Genomic DNA, 15928 nt, shown 5'->3' on the forward strand with positions numbered 1-15928 from the left:
CCTCTATTCCTCGTGGAAATTTGCCCGGCACACACGATGCCCATACGATAACAGCCTGTTGGCGGTCGTCGTCCCAGAAGAGTTCGGGAGCCCATACGTTGACGGTGGTGGTGTCGGTCATGACCTCGATGAAACGTTGCTTGCTCCAGTGCTTTAAGTCTTTCGAACAAGCATAGCCGAAGCCTCTGTCACCCTTCCAACTTGATGTCCATACGAGATGGAACATGCCATCAGGAGTGCGGATGATTGATGGATCGCGCATGACACGTTGTTTACCTACCTCAGGTTTAAGCCAGATGCCAGGGATAGAATCCCAATGCCATCCATCGCGACTGTAGATGAAGCGCAGTCCGTCGGTGGCTGGTTCGTGGAAAGAGGTGGATACATAGAGGTCGTGTTGTGCCTCTACTGCCATGGTAGAGAGGCAGCACAAGGAGATTAGAGCGAGTAGTGTCCGTTTCATGATTTGTTTATACTTTATTTAAGTTTCGCAACTGAGAGAATTGATAGAAGTTAAAGGAGTTATCACTCCCTACGGTCGTTCGGGAAGTTAAGAGACAATAGCCTTTTGCCGTAAGACGTAGGACATTTGTCCCTTAACTTCTCTCTAACTTCCCTAACTTCCCTTAACTTCCCCACATGCGAAAGTTCAGTACTTTATAATATAGACGCATCAAGTGGCATTTTGTAATGCCAAAGGTCAGAGAATCACAGTTTCGCTCATGAGTCGTTCCCATTCATCCTGGGTGATGTGCTTGCCCCGTAGCGTCCTGACAGCAGACCACCCGGCATAGCGGCTGTCGTTGGTACGCAACCAATGGAACTCGTCGGCTTGACAATGGTTGTGGATCATCTGCTCAAGGTGGTGGCGATAGGCAGGATTGACCACCGAGAGGTAACATTTGCCGTTCGACAGCCGGATGGCAAGCAAGAGATATTGTTGCTTGTCGGTAGTGGGAACAGTGGCAAGCATGGCATGGCGAGAGGTGATGGTGATGTTCCATCCGTCGGCATTGAGCCGTTGCATCCATTGGCGGAATACCTTCCCGTGGGCAGAAGTATCGCGAGTCTGGGTGTAGGCAATATAGAAGTGGATCATCTCGTGGAGCAAAACAGATTGTCTGTCGTGGTCGCTCGTATGGTAGAACTCGCTCACCTTGATGGTATAGCCTGTGGTTTTCCACCGGCCAGGCAACAGACCACACCGCACCTTGTGGCAGCTGAACTGTCCCAAGGTGCGCTTGGCATGATTGACCACAAAGTGGGGTTCCGGCAGAGTATTGCCGAAATACTGGGCGTTGAAAGTGGTAAACCACTCGCGAAGCGTTTGCGCAGTCATGCTACCCCGTGTTTGTTATACATGTGGGGAAGTTAAGGGAAGTTAGGGAAGTTAGAGAGAATTTAAGGGACAAATGTCTTACGGCAAAATGCTATTGTCTCTTAACTTCCCGAACGACCGTAGGGAGTGATAACTTCTTTAACTTCTTTACTTCAATCAATTCCCTCAGTTGCGCATGTGGGGAAGTTAAGGGAAGTTAGGGAAGTTAGAGAGAAGTTAAGGGACAAATGTCCTACGTTTTACGGCAAAGACTATTGTCTCTTAACTTCCCGAACGACCGTAGGGAGTGATAACTTCCATTTACTTCAATCAATTCCCTCAGTTGCGAAACTTGAATATTAGCGATAGTTGCCCAATGCCTCGATACTCTGTGGCAACCATACTTCCATGTCATCTGCCCCACGGTGGTTCCATGCGTAATAGGGTATGAGTGTGAGGCGCGTGTCGGAGACTTTCACCCTGCCGTCGGCATCGGTATCAACGGTCTGACCATCTACTTCGATGGCTTTCACACCAAACGAAACCTGATGTTGACCGTTGATGGTGCGGTCAACCACGTTGAACTGTGGATTGGTGGGCATGAGGAAACGGAAGATGCTGTGGGAGGTGTTGTCGGCAGCTTCGGCACAATAGACCAGAGGACCGCGTTCTACAGCCACTCGGCCACGGTCGTCGGTCACCTGTGGATTGGCAACTACGGTACGTACCGGCATATCGAGATGGAGCGAAACAACATCGCCTTTCTTCCAAACGCGGTTAATGATGAGATATCCTTTGTCGGTCTTCACCCCATCGACAGGCTTTCCGTTGACGGTAATCTGATAGTTGCGTGTCTGACAATCGGTATAACGGTAGAGGTCGCTGGGTACTGGTGTGTTGACAGCCCAACCAGGAATACGGATAGCCATGGCAAATGCTTTGGCTTGATTCTTCTGAATGCGAAGGTTGATGTCGCCATTCCATGGATAGTCGGTCTGTTGTTCCAATACGACGGTTTTACCTCCTATTTCTACATGCGCCGTATTGCCGGTGAAGAGATTGACATAGAGTGTGCGGTCTTTGACAGCATAGACATAACCTGGGAATGACGGGATGAAACGGCATATATTGCTCGGACAGCAGGCACATCCAAACCATGGTTGGCGCTCGGTGTTGCCATCGCTCGACAGGGGATTGGGATAGAAGAAGCGACCGCCGTCAACCGACATGCCGCTGATGACACCGTTATAGAGAGTGCGCTCCATGCAGTCGATATATTTTGCATCGCCTTGCATGAGGAACATGCGATGGAAGAGATAAACCATGGCAATGGCGGCACATGTCTCATTATAGGCAGTAAGGTTGGGCAACTCATAGTCGGCACCGAAGGCTTCGCCTTCATGGCGTGCGCCAACACCTCCGGTGATATAGTATTTGCGGCTGACGATATTATTGCAGATGGCGTTGAGGGCATTGATATAGGCGGTGTCGCCCGTAAGGGCTGCCACGTCAGCCATTCCTGCATACATATATCCGGCACGGACAGCATGTCCCCATGCTTCGGTCTGCTCGATGACAGGTTTGTGGCTTTGGGAATAGATGGTGTGGGTGGAAGTCTTTCCACGATAGTCGAGCAGGAATTTAGCCTCGTCGAGATAGCGTTTGTCGCCGGTGAGCAGGTAGAGCCGAGTCAATGCCATCTCGGCAATCTGATGACCTGGAGTGACACAGACCTGCCCGGGACGTGGTCCGACTTCGCGGATGACGCAGTCAGCATAGCGGCGAGCTATATTGAGAAACTTATTGCTACCTGTGGCTTGATAGTGTGCGCAGGCGGCATCGACCATGTGACCTAAGTTGTAGAGTTCATGACTGAGCGCTTCTTCCTCGACCCATCGTTTCGCTCCGGACCATTGGTGTGGATGCGCAGGATTGACGGTGCGTGAGGTGTAGAGGTAACCGTCGGGTTCTTGTGCGGCAGCTACAATATCGAGGATGCTGTCGATATATTGTTTGAGGCGGTTGTCGGGATAGGTTTGGAGTATATAGCTTGCTCCTTCGATGGTTTTATAGACATCGGTATCGTCGAAGGGTAAACACTTCAGCTTGCTGACGTCCCATTGGGGAGTTTGCAGACCGTTGTGACCAGGGTGTTGCAACGTATAGGCAGCCATTTTGAAGTTGTCGTAGCGATGGGTTGCTTCGCATTTTTCGAAGGCCAAAGGGATGGTTACTTCGCGTGCCGCCTTGATGCGTTGGCCCCAAAAAGTCTGTGCATTAACCTTCACCGCAGTAAAAGGCACTTGGGTGATGGGGTAGCCATTGGCTTTTGGTGTGGTGATGTTTTTGGCTTGTGTGCTGACTATAGCGATTGTAGCCATTGTCAAGAGTAGTATTTGTTTCATTGTAAAAAGTTTAGGATTACATCTTGCAAAGGTACGAATTTCTTATCAATACAACAAAACTAATCCTGCCAAGGCAGCATAGATGGTCATGCGGATGGGATTGATCTTTAGGAAATAAGTGCCGTAGAAGGTGGCGGCAAAGAGACCGCAACTGATGAAGAACTGCCAGGGATTGACAGTGGGCAGACTGAAATTCTCGGGAGTCATTAGCAGGAGTGTAGCTGCACCCAAAAGACCAACGACAGCGGGACGCAAGCCATTGAAGACAGATTGCACGGCATGTGTCTTCATATACTTGAGGAACATCTTGCTGATGAGAATCATCAGTATGAGCGACGGCAATACCAAAGCAAACGTGGCAACCGCTGATCCAAAGACTGCCATACTGCTACTATAGCCTGCATTGCTTACAGCAGTATAGCCGCAATAGGTGGCAGAATTGATGCCGATAGGTCCCGGTGTCATCTGTGAGATGGCAACGATATCGGTAAATTCCGATGACGACAACCAATGCCAATGTTCCACCGTCTCATGTTGGATAAGTGACAGCATGCCGTAGCCACCGCCAAATCCGAAGAGGCCAATTTCGAAGAATGTGATGAAGAGGTATAGGAATATCATGCTTTCTTATTCTTTTGTGTCAAACCATAGAGATAGCCGCCCACACCCGCAAGAATGATAATCCAGATAGGCGATACTCCCAATAGCCATATTGCCAGTGCCGACACGATGGGAATCCATAGGGTGTAGCGATTGAGATGGGCACTCTTAGCAAGATTGAAAGTTGGAACGGCAATCAGAGCCACAACGGCAGGACGTATGCCACGAAACATAGCAGCCACAACCTTATTGTCTTCAAACTGATGGAAGAAGATGGCTATGGCAAGAATGATGAGAAACGAAGGCAGAGCCGTACCTAATGCCGTGACCAGCGCTCCCCGTGTCTTGCGCAACTTATATCCGATGAATATCGAAATATTGATGGCAAAGACGCCCGGACAGCTTTGGGCGATAGCAATCAAGTCGAGCATGTCTTCCTTTGACACCCATTGGTGCTTGTTGACAACCTCTTCCTCTATAATTGGAATCATGGCATATCCACCCCCAAGGGTGAACATGCCAATCTTAAAGAAGGTACTGAATGTGCTCCAGTATATGTTACTCATTGTTTTTCAATCCACTTGCGGGCATTGACAAATGCCTCAATCCACGGTGTTACCTCATCCATGCGACGAGCCTCAGGATACCAAGCGCACTGCCAAGGGAAGATGGCGCGCTCCAAGTGTGGCATCATGCAGAGATGACGTCCGTCCTCTGAACAGATTCCTGCAATATCGAAGGCTGATCCGTTGGGGTTGGCTGGATAGCCGTGGTAATTATACTTAGCAATGACATTGTAGGCGCTCTCTGGTTCGGTCAGAGCAAACTTGCCTTCTCCGTGGGCAACCCACAAGCCGAGTTTATTGCCGCTCAGCGATCCAAACATGACACTGTTGTTCTCAGGGATAGCCAATGAGATGAATTCACTTTCAAATTTATGAGAGTCGTTGTGCAGCATCTTAGCTCCCTTAGCACCGGTCAATCCCAGTTCTACCATCAGCTGACAGCCGTTGCAGATACCGAGTGAAAGAGTGTCTTTGCGAGCATAGAACTTGTCGAGTGCCTCTTTTGCCTTGGCATTGAAGAGGAATGCACCAGCCCAACCCTTAGCAGAACCAAGTACGTCGGAGTTTGAGAATCCACCGCAGAATACGATCATGTTGATGTCTTCCAGTGTCTCGCGACCACTTACAAGGTCGGTCATGGTCACGTCTTTCACGTCGAAACCTGCCAGATAGAGTGAGTAGGCCATCTCGCGATCACCGTTAGTACCCTTTTCACGGATGATGGCAGCCTTTATGCCTGATGGAGTGCGGCGATCTGCCGATAGTCCATACTGAGCAAGTGTGCCGGTGAAAGAGTCGTTGAATTTCATCTCCAACGGTTGCTTCTTATAGTTTTCATAGCGCTCGGCAGCCTTGCCGTTGTGGCTCTGCTGACGATCGAGCAGGTAAGAAGTCTTGTACCAAGTGTCGCGCAATGCGTCAATGTCGAAGGTATGCTCGCTGTCGCCAGCTTTAACAACGATGGTGCGGCTCTCAGGAACGGCATAGCCAATCTTGGCAAATGCCACGCCTTGTTCTTCCATATAGTCGATAAACTCCTGTTTGTGGGCATCGCTGATTTCCACAACCACACCGGGGTTCTCTGCGAAGAGTGTCTTTACCACGTCGCCATCGGCACAGAGGTCGTGCAGATTGATGTGGAGGCCGCCCTTCTGGTTGGCGAAACACATTTCCAACAATGTGGTGATAAGACCGCCGGCAGAGATATCGTGACCAGCCATAACCCATCCTTTCTCTATAAGGCCCTGTACTGCCATGAAAGCATCGGCGAAGTATTCGGCGTTTTTCACTGTTGGCACGTCGCTGCCTACCTTGCCGAGGCTCTGTGCGAAGGCAGAACCACCGAGATGCTGCTCATCGAATGAGAAGTCGATATGATAGAGAGAAGCGTTCTTGTCGTTGACGAGAACAGGGCTTACCACCTTGCGGATGTCGGAAACCTCGCCTCCAGCGCTTACGATGACGGTTCCTGGAGAGATAATCTTCTCGCCGTTGGGATACTGCTGTGTCAGCGACAGCGAGTCTTTACCTGTAGGAACATTGATGTGGAGGTCGCAGCAGAAGTCGCTCAGCGCCTTTACAGCACTGTAGAGACGTGCATCCTCACCCTCTTGTGAGCGGCAGGGCCACATCCAGTTGGCACTCAGCGACAGCGAATCCATGCCGTCGGCAAGTGGTGCCCATACGATGTTGGTAAGTGCTTCTGCTACCGACAATACGCTGCCAGCCTCTGGAGATGCCAGACCAGCCTGTGGTGCATGACCAATGGCGGTGGCAATACCCTTACGGCCACGATAGTCGAGGGCTACAACACCACAGTCGCTCAGTGGCAACTGAATTTCGCCTTGACACTGCTGACGTGCAATCTTACCCGTCACGCTGCGGTCAACCTTATTGGTCAGCCAGTCTTTACAAGCCACAGCCTCCAACTGGAGCACGCGCTGCAAGTATTCGTCTATCTTGTCTTGAGTATAGGTTACGTTTTCATATTTGCGCTCTACGGTATTGTCGCGCATGATGGTTTTGGGTGAGTGGCCAAACATTTGTGCCACGTCAAGGTCGAAAGGTTTCACGCCATCGGCTTGCTTGAATGAGAAGTGGGCATCGCCTGTGGTTTCACCTACTACATACATTGGGGCACGTTCGCGTTCAGCAATCTTCTGTACGTGGTCGATATGCTTTTCGTCGATGAGCAGACCCATGCGCTCCTGACTTTCGTTGGCAATGATTTCCTTGCTCGACAGGGTCTTGTCGCCAATGGGCAACTTAGCCATGTCTATCTCACCGCCACATTCCTCAACGAGTTCCGACAGACAGTTCAAGTGGCCTGCACTTCCGTGGTCGTGGATTGACACTACTGGATTGGTTTCTTCTTCACAGAGTGCGCGCACCAAGTTGTAGGCACGCTTCTGCATTTCCGGGTTGGCACGCTGAATAGCGTTCAGCTCGATGCCGTTGCTATAACGACCAGTATCTACTGACGATACTGAACCGCCACCCAGTCCGATGCGATAGTTGTCGCCACCAACCACAACAACCTTGTTGCCTGGCTGTGGTTCTTTCTTCAGACAGTCGCGCTTGGTGCCGTAGCCTACACCGCCAGCCAGCATGATGACTTTGTCGTAGGCATATTTCTCCTGACCCTCCTGATGTTCGAAAGTCAGCACAGAACCGGTAATCAGCGGTTGTCCAAACTTGTTTCCGAAGTCGCTGGCACCGTTTGAAGCCTTGATGAGAATCTGCTCAGGAGTCTGATACAACCATTTGCGAACGGGCATGAGTGTTTCCCAATCGCGGCCTTCACCCTCGATACGAGGATAGGCGGTCATATATACGGCAGTTCCGGCAATAGGCCATGAACCAACACCGCCACCCATACGGTCGCGAATCTCACCGCCAGTACCTGTGGCAGCACCGTTGAAAGGCTCTACGGTAGTGGGGAAGTTGTGGGTTTCAGCCTTCAGCGAGATGACGCTCTCGATGTCTTTAACCTGAAAATAGTCGCTGGTAGATTGGTCGGCAGGTGCAAACTGCTCCACTACTGGACCTTGTGCAAAAGCCACATTGTCTTTGTAGGCCGACAGAATCTTGTTGGGATTCTCCTGTGTGGTCTTTTTAATCATGGCAAAAAGACTCGACTCCATCTCCTTGCCGTCGATGATAAATGTGCCACCGAAAATCTTATGGCGGCAGTGCTCAGAGTTGATTTGTGCAAAACCGAAAATCTCTGAATCGGTCAGCGGACGGCCGTTCTCTTTCTCAATCTTATGGAGATACTCGATTTCCTCAGGTGAAAGGGCCAGACCTTCCTGTTCGTTGTATTCCTCCAAGTTATCAACATACTTGATGGGTTCGGGCTGGATGTTCACGGTGAAGATGTCTTGGTCCAGTCCGTGATACATACGTTGCAGCATGGGGTCGTGCTCAGCATTCTCACCCGCTACTGGGAAGTATTCTTCTATACGCAGAATGCCGCTGAGTCCCATGTTCTGAGTTATCTCAACGGCATTCGTTGACCAAGGAGTCACCATTTCACGACGCGGTCCTACATAGTAGCCAGTCAGTGTTTGGTCACTCAATAGCTCAGCATTGCCATAGAGCCAACACAGTTCCTTTACTTCGTTTTCTGCGAGTTGATGATCTGCCTGAGTGGCAATCACACTCGTCTGTGGAGTCTTAAAAAAGAGAATCATGTACTTTGTTCCTTTATAATTAGAATTTTGGTTGCGAAATTACTAATTTTTGGGCGAATAACCAAATTTATCCGTATGTTTCCGAAACTTGGTGTGAATTATCTCCTTTTAGTGTTCTCAGTAAACGTGATATTGTTTGTAAATTGACGGGATGTGGTCGGGATGGTATCGAGAGGAGTCGCACGGAATAGGGGAGCGATTCCCTGAATTCTCTCTCGCGCACGCACACGCGATGTCTTAAAAATCGACCACTCGACCACCAATGTGTGTAATGTGTTGTTGGAATGATTGTTATGTGGTGGTCGATGGTTTTGTATTCGACCACCATCGACCACCCATCGACCATCAATTTTTATATGAACAATATATTTTTCTTTCTTTATCCAACGTCTGATAATACTTTTATCCAACGTTTGATAATACTTTTATCCAACGTTTGATAATACTCTTATCCAACGTTTGATAATACTTTTGTCCAACGTTTGATAATACTTTTGTCCAACGTTGACAATACTCTTATCCAACGTTGATAATACTCTTATCCAACGTATGGCAATACTCTTGTCCAACGTTTGGCAATATTTCTATGTAATATTGGTGAGAACGATAATATAATTTTTGTTGAGAAGGAAATATAGGTTATTGCATGCTAAATGATTGATATTCAGTCGTGTGGGACTGTATTTATGGTTCTCCTTTGACGATGGTTTAGTTAAAATAACAAAATGTTTTTTGACTTTCTGCGTTTCTGTTTGTCACATAAAAAAACAACTAAACATGATGGGCATGACGATAGGCTTCACCTCGGAAATAAAAGAAAAACTCCGTTTCTCTTTGTATTTCGCTCGGTTTGCACTATCTTTGAGACTGCGTCTCTTAGATAGGCTGCACCTCGGAAATAAAAGAAAAACTCCGTTTCTCTTTGTATTTCGCTCGGTTTGCACTATCTTTGAGACTGCGTCTCTTAGATAGGCTTCACCTCGGAAATAAAAGAAAAACTCCGTTTCTCTTTGTATTTCGCTCGGTTTGCACTATCTTTGCACCATCAATATACGAAGTACTCACTAAAAACTATAGAATGAAATGAAGAAGATTAACATTGTAACGACATTCGCAATAGCATTGCTGTTGTCCAGTTGTGCTATGAAAAAAGACCTGGCTGCATGTCAGGAGGAGAATAAAGCGTTGCAGACTAACTATGTGGATACCAAAGAGAAATTGGCCGCTGCCAATGTTCGCGTAGCCAGTTTGGAAGAACAACTCAAGCGCCAGGAGCAGGCTGTTAGTGCATTACAGCAGTCGCTCGACAAGAGTTTGAGCAATGCCAATCAGAATAACGTAAGCATCGACAAACTTGTAGATCAGATCAATGAGTCCAATAAGTATATTCGTCATCTGGTGGAAATCAAGTCGAAAAGCGACTCGCTCAATGTGGTTTTGACCAACAATCTGACTCGTTCGCTCTCGAAAGAAGAACTCAAAGAAGTGGACGTGCAGGTACTCAAGGGTGTTGTCTATATCTCATTGGCAGACAACATGCTCTACAAGTCTGGATCGTATGAAATCAACGACCGCGCAGCAGAGACACTTTCGAAGATTGCAAAAATCATCAAAGACTACAAAGACTATGATGTGCTGATCGAAGGAAATACTGACAATGTACCCATCAATCGTGAAAACATTCGCAACAACTGGGACCTCTCTTGCCTCCGTGCGTCAAGCGTGGTACAGGCACTTCAAAACCAGTATGGTGTAGATCCTAAGCGTCTGACCGCCGGTGGCCGTGGTGAGTATAACCCACTCCAGCCCAATACCACCGAATTGGGCAAGCAGCGCAACCGTCGCACACAGATTATTATCACTCCGAAACTCGACGAATTCATGGAGTTGATAGGACAGGCTCCTGAAGAATAATACGATCAAGAAATATAGCGTAGGAGGGCAACCGTTCAGATGGATGGTTGCCCTCTATGCTTTTCATACGGCAATAAATAGAGAAAATATACATTCAAGGAAACGTTTCATCATTTCTTTGTCTTTCATCCACTTTCCACCGATGACAAACAGACCCTTTGTGCGTCTATATAATAAGGTATATATACTATCTAATAGAAAACAATGAAAAGAATATGGACAACAGTCTTTGCTACCATACTATGCACCATGGTCATGGCACAGACTTTCGAAACAAACTACGAACGCCCAGTGGGCGATTTGATGAACGATGTGGCTCAGCGTTTCGGCGTGCGATTCAAATATAATGTAGATACCGTAGGACGACAATTGCCCTATGCCGACTTCCGTGTGCGCCCATATTCCATAGAGGAAACACTCGACAATATCTGCAAATACTTCGATTGGAACTGGTGGAAACAAAGTGACAAACTCTATAAAATAAAGCCCTACGAGTATCCACGCCGACATGTGGAAGAGGGACAGCAGATGCTCAACTACCTCTCAACGCTCTATCAGAACAAGGAACAATGGGAGGCGCGTCGCGACACACTTCGTCGCGAAGTGAGACAAAGGTTAGGCCTCGACGCCTTTCTCGATTCATGCGTATTGGGCAAACCCATACTTTCCAAAATCACCCGACACGATGGATATACTACCCAGAATATCTGTATCGAACTGACTCCAGGCCAGCATCTCTTCGGCACCATATATGCTTCGACCGCAAAGGGAAAGCATGCACTCATCATCTGTCCAGACGGACACTGGCCCATGCGCTATCGAAAAGACGAGCAACAACGCCTCGGAACACTGGCACGCATGGGAGCCGTATGTGTGGATTTCGATCTCTATGGATGGGGACAGTCGGCTGAAGAAGTGGGCGAGGCAGCCCATCACACCAGTCGTGCCCATGTCTATCAGGCAGCTTGTGGCTATGTATTGCTCGACTATATGCTGACCAACCGGAAAGACATCGACCATCAGCGCGTAGGCGTGATGGGTGGAAGTGGCGGCGGAACCCACACCGTACTGCTGTCGCTATTGGATAATCGGGTGACAGCATCGGCACCTGTAGTGCATCTCGCCTCCCATTTTGATGGCGGATGCCCCTGTGAGAGCGGAATGCCTGTGCAGTTGAGCGCAGGAGGAACGTGCGAACCCGAACTGGCTGCCGTTATGGCACCGCGCCCCATGCTTATTGTTAGCGACGGTGGCGACTGGACAGCATCGGTACCTACCGTAGAAATGCCTTATCTACAACGCATCTATGGATTCTATGGTGCGAAAGAACAAGTACGCAATGTGCATCTTCCCAATGAGCGACACGACTTCGGACCCAATAAACGCAAGGCGGTATATGACTTCTTTATCGATGTGTTCCATCTCGACCGCTCTAAGCTCGACGAGAATAAAGTGGCCATCTTGCCTGATGAAGCTCTGAAAACAAAATTAAAATAATACACACAATACCCTTTCAAACTATGATGAAACGTAATCTGCTATTACTCCTGCTGTTTGTAGGATGCGTCACCATGAAAGCCCAAGACTATCGGCTGTGGTACGACAAGCCGGCCATGACATGGACACAGGCATTACCCGTAGGTAATGGCGTAGTGGGTGGCATGGTGTTTGGACAACCTGCCGTGGAGCATATCCAACTCAATGAAGAGACAATCTGGGCTGGACAGCCCAACAATGTGGTCAATCCTGAGGCAAAAAAATATTTGCCACAGGTGCAGCAGCTTATCCTTGAAGGTAAATATCGCGAAGCACAAGACTTGGCCAATGCGAAGGTTATGCCCAATGCTGCGGGACAAAACATGGGAATGCCCTATCAGCCCTTCGGCGATCTCTATATATCAATGGCTGGACATGCAGACTATCAGGACTATGAACGATGGCTCGATCTCAGCACCGCACGGTCTATGGTCAGCTATACATCGGGTGGTGTGCGCTATCAGCGTGAAGTGTTTACTCCCATTGGTGGCCCCGCAGTAGTGGCTATACACTTGACTGCCAGCAAACCGGGACAACTGACGTTTACCGCACACATGACCTCACCACATGATAATGTGCTGACTGCCAGCGAAGGACAACAAGTCATTCTCCACGGCGTATCGGCCAAACACGAAGGACTCAAAGGTAAAGTGCGATTCATGGGACGCCTCACGGCTGTCACACGTGGCGGACACATTCATTGTAGCGACGGCAATCTCTGTGTCGTTGGCGCCGATGAGGCTACGCTATATGTGGCTATTGCTACCAACGTGAAAAACTATAAAGACATCACAGGCGATGAGGCGATGCTGTCGAAACAACGCCTCCAGCAAGCCATTACAACGGGATGTGAGGCTCTGCGCGAACAGCATACAGCTCGTTATCGCCACTACTACGACCGCGTGTCGCTGAATCTTGGTGCCGATGCCTTTGCCAAAGAGAGTACCAGCCGACGCGTGGAACACTTCGGTGAACGTACCGACAACTATCTCGTGGCTACCTATTTCCAGTTTGGCCGCTATCTGCTTATCTCATCGTCACAGCCTGATAATATCAATCCCGCCAATCTGCAAGGCATCTGGAACGAGAAGATGTTGCCTTCATGGGACTCGAAATACACGACCAATATCAATCTTGAGATGAACTACTGGCCTGCCGAACCTACCAATCTCACCGAGATGAATGCACCATTGTTCCGATTGATAGAGGAAGTGAGCAACACTGGACGACAGACAGCACGCGAGATGTATGGTGTAGATGGATGGGTGCTCCACCATAACACCGACCAATGGCGCATCACAGGACCTGTGGATCGGGCGCAGACAGGATTATGGCCCGTAGGGTCGGCATGGCTTTGCCGCCACTTGTGGGAACACTATCTATATACTGCCGATAAGGATTTTCTCAAGAAATCCTATCCTGTCATGTTGCAGGCAGCGCTATTCTATACCCAGACTATGATACCTGACCCACGCCATCATAATTGGTTGGTGGTGTGTCCTGGCGAATCGCCTGAACATGGTGGCAAAGGGCGCCCATCACCGCTCGATGCCGGTGTAACGATGGACAATCAAATTGTCAGCGAACTCTATACCAATGTGTTGGCTGCTGCAAAACTACTGGGCGAGCACAACGATACACTTGATCTGATCAAGCAACAACTCTCGCAGATGCCTCCGATGCAAGTGGGACGATGGGGACAATTACAGGAGTGGCTCGACGATGTAGATGATCCTAACGACAACCACCGACATTTCTCACACCTCTTTGGACTCTATCCCAGCAATCAGATTTCTCCATACCGCACACCTCGTCTGTTTGATGCTGCAAAGGTGTCGCTGACGCATAGAGGCGATGTTTCTACCGGTTGGTCGATGGGATGGAAAGTATGCTCATGGGCACGATTGTTGGATGGTGACCATGCTTACAAACTCATCAAAGACCAACTCACACTGACTGCCGACACCTTCTTGATATTCGGCACTGTCAAACAGCGTGGCGGAACCTATCCCAATCTCTTTGACGCACATCCCCCATTCCAGATTGATGGCAACTTCGGATGTACGGCTGGTATTGCCGAAATGCTGTTGCAAAGCCACGATGGATTCCTTTATCTCCTGCCCGCACTACCTTCAGTATGGCCAAACGGCAGCGTGAAAGGACTGGTAGCGCGAGGCGGTTTTGAGGTCGATATGGATTGGCAAAACGGTCGTATCACTAAGGCTGTTATCCATTCGCGACATGGCGGTAAATGTCTGATCCGTAGTAAAGTGGCACTCCATCATAAGAATCTGAAGCGCATCAAGGACACCCAGAAGGGCGCTGACGGTATCGCACCGACACAACTCTACCAACTGACCACTGTGGCAGGAGGTGAATATATACTGAAATAATCATCGATACAAAAACAATAAACGATATGAAAAGACTCACATCCATTCTCGGACTGCTGCTGCTTGCTATCGGCATGCAGGCTGCCAAACCATGGAGCCATGGCGTATTGAAAGTGGCAGACAACCAACGCTATCTGCAATTTGCCGATGGAACTCCGTTCTTCTGGCTTGCTGACACAGGATGGCTTTTACCCGAACGTCTCGACCGCAGTGAGGCGGAATATTATCTGCAACGCTGTGCTAAAGCGGGATATAATGTGATTCAGGTGCAGACTATTGATGGTGTGCCTGCCTATAATATCTATGGACAACCCTCCAATATCGATGGATGGAACTTCCAACACATTGACCGTAAAGGGGTTTATGGCTATTGGGATCACATGGATTATATCATAGACCAAGCTGCAGATAAGGGTATATATATCGGTATGGTATGTATCTGGGGCGGACTGGTTAAGGCCGGTAAACTATCGGTGGAAGATGCTAAACGGTATGGTACATTTCTTGCCAACCGTTATAAAAACAAGCCAAACATTATCTGGATCATGGGTGGAGATATACAGGGAAATATCCGACCAGAGGTATGGGAGACTCTCGCCACAACGATTAAAGCAATCGATAAGAACCACCTGATGACCTATCATCCACGTGGACGATACACTTCTGCACGATGGTGGAGCAAGGCTGCATGGCTCGATTTTCACATGTTCCAAAGTGGGCACCGACGTTACGGACAGCGTATGGGCAATGCTGACTATCCTATTCCTGATAACACAGAAGAGAACAATTGGATGTATGTAGATTCTACATGGGCACACAAACCCATAAAGCCTGTGCTTGATGCAGAACCCTCCTACGAGGACATTCCTGTAGGATTGCATGATGCCAATGAGGCTCGATGGAAAGATTATGATGTCAGACGTTATGCCTATTGGAGCGTTTTTGCCGGTAGTTGTGGCCACACTTATGGACATAATGCTATCATGCAGATGCTCAAACCGGGTTATCCCACATCCTATGGTGATGCTGGTGATGTAAAAACATGGTATCAGGCACTCAACGATCCTGGCTTCAATCAGATGCAATATCTGAAGCGTCTGATTCTTTCCTTCCCTTATTTCGAACGGGTGGCTGACCAAAGTGTCATTGAAGACAACGGAGAGAAATACAATCGCCTTATTGCTACACGAGGCAATGACTATTTGTTGGTATATAACTACAATAGTAATGCCATGCGTCTGAATCTGACAAAGATTTCCGGAGATAAGAAGAAGGTGTGGTGGATGAGTGCTGCAAATGGACAATTGCGCTATTTGGGTGAATATGAAAACAAAGTCATGACATTCAGATATCACCCACAGACTACTGGCATAGAAGACGGTGTCCTTATTGCTGTGGATGCCTCCAAAGACTATCTTAAAGAAGACCAACAACAACTCTCTGCCGATGGCTATCAGCCGAAAGCACGCGACCTGAACGAATAAGATGACGCGATGATGAATCA

The 15928-nt window shown here is 48.6% G+C and carries 9 protein-coding genes and 1 pseudogene; 4 read left to right on the forward strand and 6 right to left on the reverse strand.

All coding sequences use genetic code 11. The features are described from left to right. Positions 1–103 precede the first annotated feature (103 nt). The 6 genes and pseudogenes from CIK89_RS14000 to purL all read right to left on the reverse strand — a co-directional run. Positions 104–463 (reverse strand): annotated as a pseudogene (locus CIK89_RS14000) (arabinosidase); the annotation flags it as partial. Between the two features lie 237 nt (positions 464–700). Next, positions 701–1339: a SprT-like domain-containing protein gene (locus CIK89_RS01745; RefSeq protein ID WP_094389711.1), complete on the reverse strand. Its 639-nt coding sequence runs from the start codon at positions 1337–1339 to the stop codon at positions 701–703. A 338-nt stretch (positions 1340–1677) separates the two neighbouring features. Beyond that, entirely contained in the window at positions 1678–3723 is a 2046-nt protein-coding gene (locus tag CIK89_RS01750) for a glycoside hydrolase family 127 protein (protein WP_094389712.1), read from the reverse strand. Positions 3724–3768: 45 nt separating this feature from the next. After that, positions 3769–4344 carry a chromate transporter gene (locus tag CIK89_RS01755; protein ID WP_094389713.1) on the reverse strand — a complete coding sequence of 192 codons (576 nt, stop codon included), beginning with the start codon at positions 4342–4344 and terminating at the stop codon, positions 3769–3771. Continuing rightward, a complete protein-coding gene (locus CIK89_RS01760; RefSeq protein ID WP_094389714.1) occupies positions 4341–4889 on the reverse strand; it encodes a chromate transporter in 549 nt (182 codons plus the stop codon). Before CIK89_RS01760 ends, CIK89_RS01755 begins: the two co-directional genes overlap by 4 nt. Continuing rightward, positions 4886–8581: a phosphoribosylformylglycinamidine synthase gene (purL, locus tag CIK89_RS01765; protein ID WP_094389715.1), complete on the reverse strand. Its 3696-nt coding sequence runs from the start codon at positions 8579–8581 to the stop codon at positions 4886–4888. Before purL ends, CIK89_RS01760 begins: the two co-directional genes overlap by 4 nt. Positions 8582–9664: 1083 nt before the next feature. On the opposite strand from purL, the gene CIK89_RS01770 reads away from it, so the two are divergent. The 4 genes from CIK89_RS01770 (at position 9665) to CIK89_RS01785 (ending at position 15908) form a co-directional block, all read left to right on the forward strand. After that, complete coding sequence (locus CIK89_RS01770; RefSeq protein ID WP_094389716.1) at positions 9665–10495, forward strand: OmpA family protein; 831 nt, start codon at positions 9665–9667, stop codon at positions 10493–10495. A gap of 204 nt (positions 10496–10699) precedes the next feature. After that, positions 10700–11992, forward strand: coding sequence for a hypothetical protein (locus tag CIK89_RS01775; RefSeq protein ID WP_254046589.1), 1293 nt, complete (start codon positions 10700–10702; stop codon positions 11990–11992). Between the two features lie 23 nt (positions 11993–12015). Further along, positions 12016–14424 carry a glycoside hydrolase N-terminal domain-containing protein gene (locus CIK89_RS01780; RefSeq protein WP_094389717.1) on the forward strand — a complete coding sequence of 803 codons (2409 nt, stop codon included), beginning with the start codon at positions 12016–12018 and terminating at the stop codon, positions 14422–14424. A gap of 26 nt (positions 14425–14450) precedes the next feature. Next, on the forward strand, positions 14451–15908 hold the full coding sequence (locus CIK89_RS01785) for a glycoside hydrolase family 140 protein (protein WP_094389718.1): 1458 nt from the start codon (positions 14451–14453) through the stop codon (positions 15906–15908). The last annotated feature ends 20 nt before the right edge of the window (positions 15909–15928 follow it).

It is taken from the genome of Prevotella sp. P4-119, assembly GCF_002251345.1.
Lineage (GTDB): Bacteria > Bacteroidota > Bacteroidia > Bacteroidales > Bacteroidaceae > Prevotella.

Coding starts and splice junctions, on each gene's coding strand:
- CIK89_RS01745 (WP_094389711.1), bottom strand. CDS start 1,339: ATGACTGCGCAAACGCTTCGCGAGTGGTTTACCACTTTCAACGCCCAG.
- CIK89_RS01750 (WP_094389712.1), bottom strand. CDS start 3,723: ATGAAACAAATACTACTCTTGACAATGGCTACAATCGCTATAGTCAGC.
- CIK89_RS01755 (WP_094389713.1), bottom strand. CDS start 4,344: ATGATATTCCTATACCTCTTCATCACATTCTTCGAAATTGGCCTCTTC.
- CIK89_RS01760 (WP_094389714.1), bottom strand. CDS start 4,889: ATGAGTAACATATACTGGAGCACATTCAGTACCTTCTTTAAGATTGGC.
- purL (WP_094389715.1), bottom strand. CDS start 8,581: ATGATTCTCTTTTTTAAGACTCCACAGACGAGTGTGATTGCCACTCAG.
- CIK89_RS01770 (WP_094389716.1), top strand. CDS start 9,665: ATGAAGAAGATTAACATTGTAACGACATTCGCAATAGCATTGCTGTTG.
- CIK89_RS01775 (WP_254046589.1), top strand. CDS start 10,700: ATGAAAAGAATATGGACAACAGTCTTTGCTACCATACTATGCACCATG.
- CIK89_RS01780 (WP_094389717.1), top strand. CDS start 12,016: ATGATGAAACGTAATCTGCTATTACTCCTGCTGTTTGTAGGATGCGTC.
- CIK89_RS01785 (WP_094389718.1), top strand. CDS start 14,451: ATGAAAAGACTCACATCCATTCTCGGACTGCTGCTGCTTGCTATCGGC.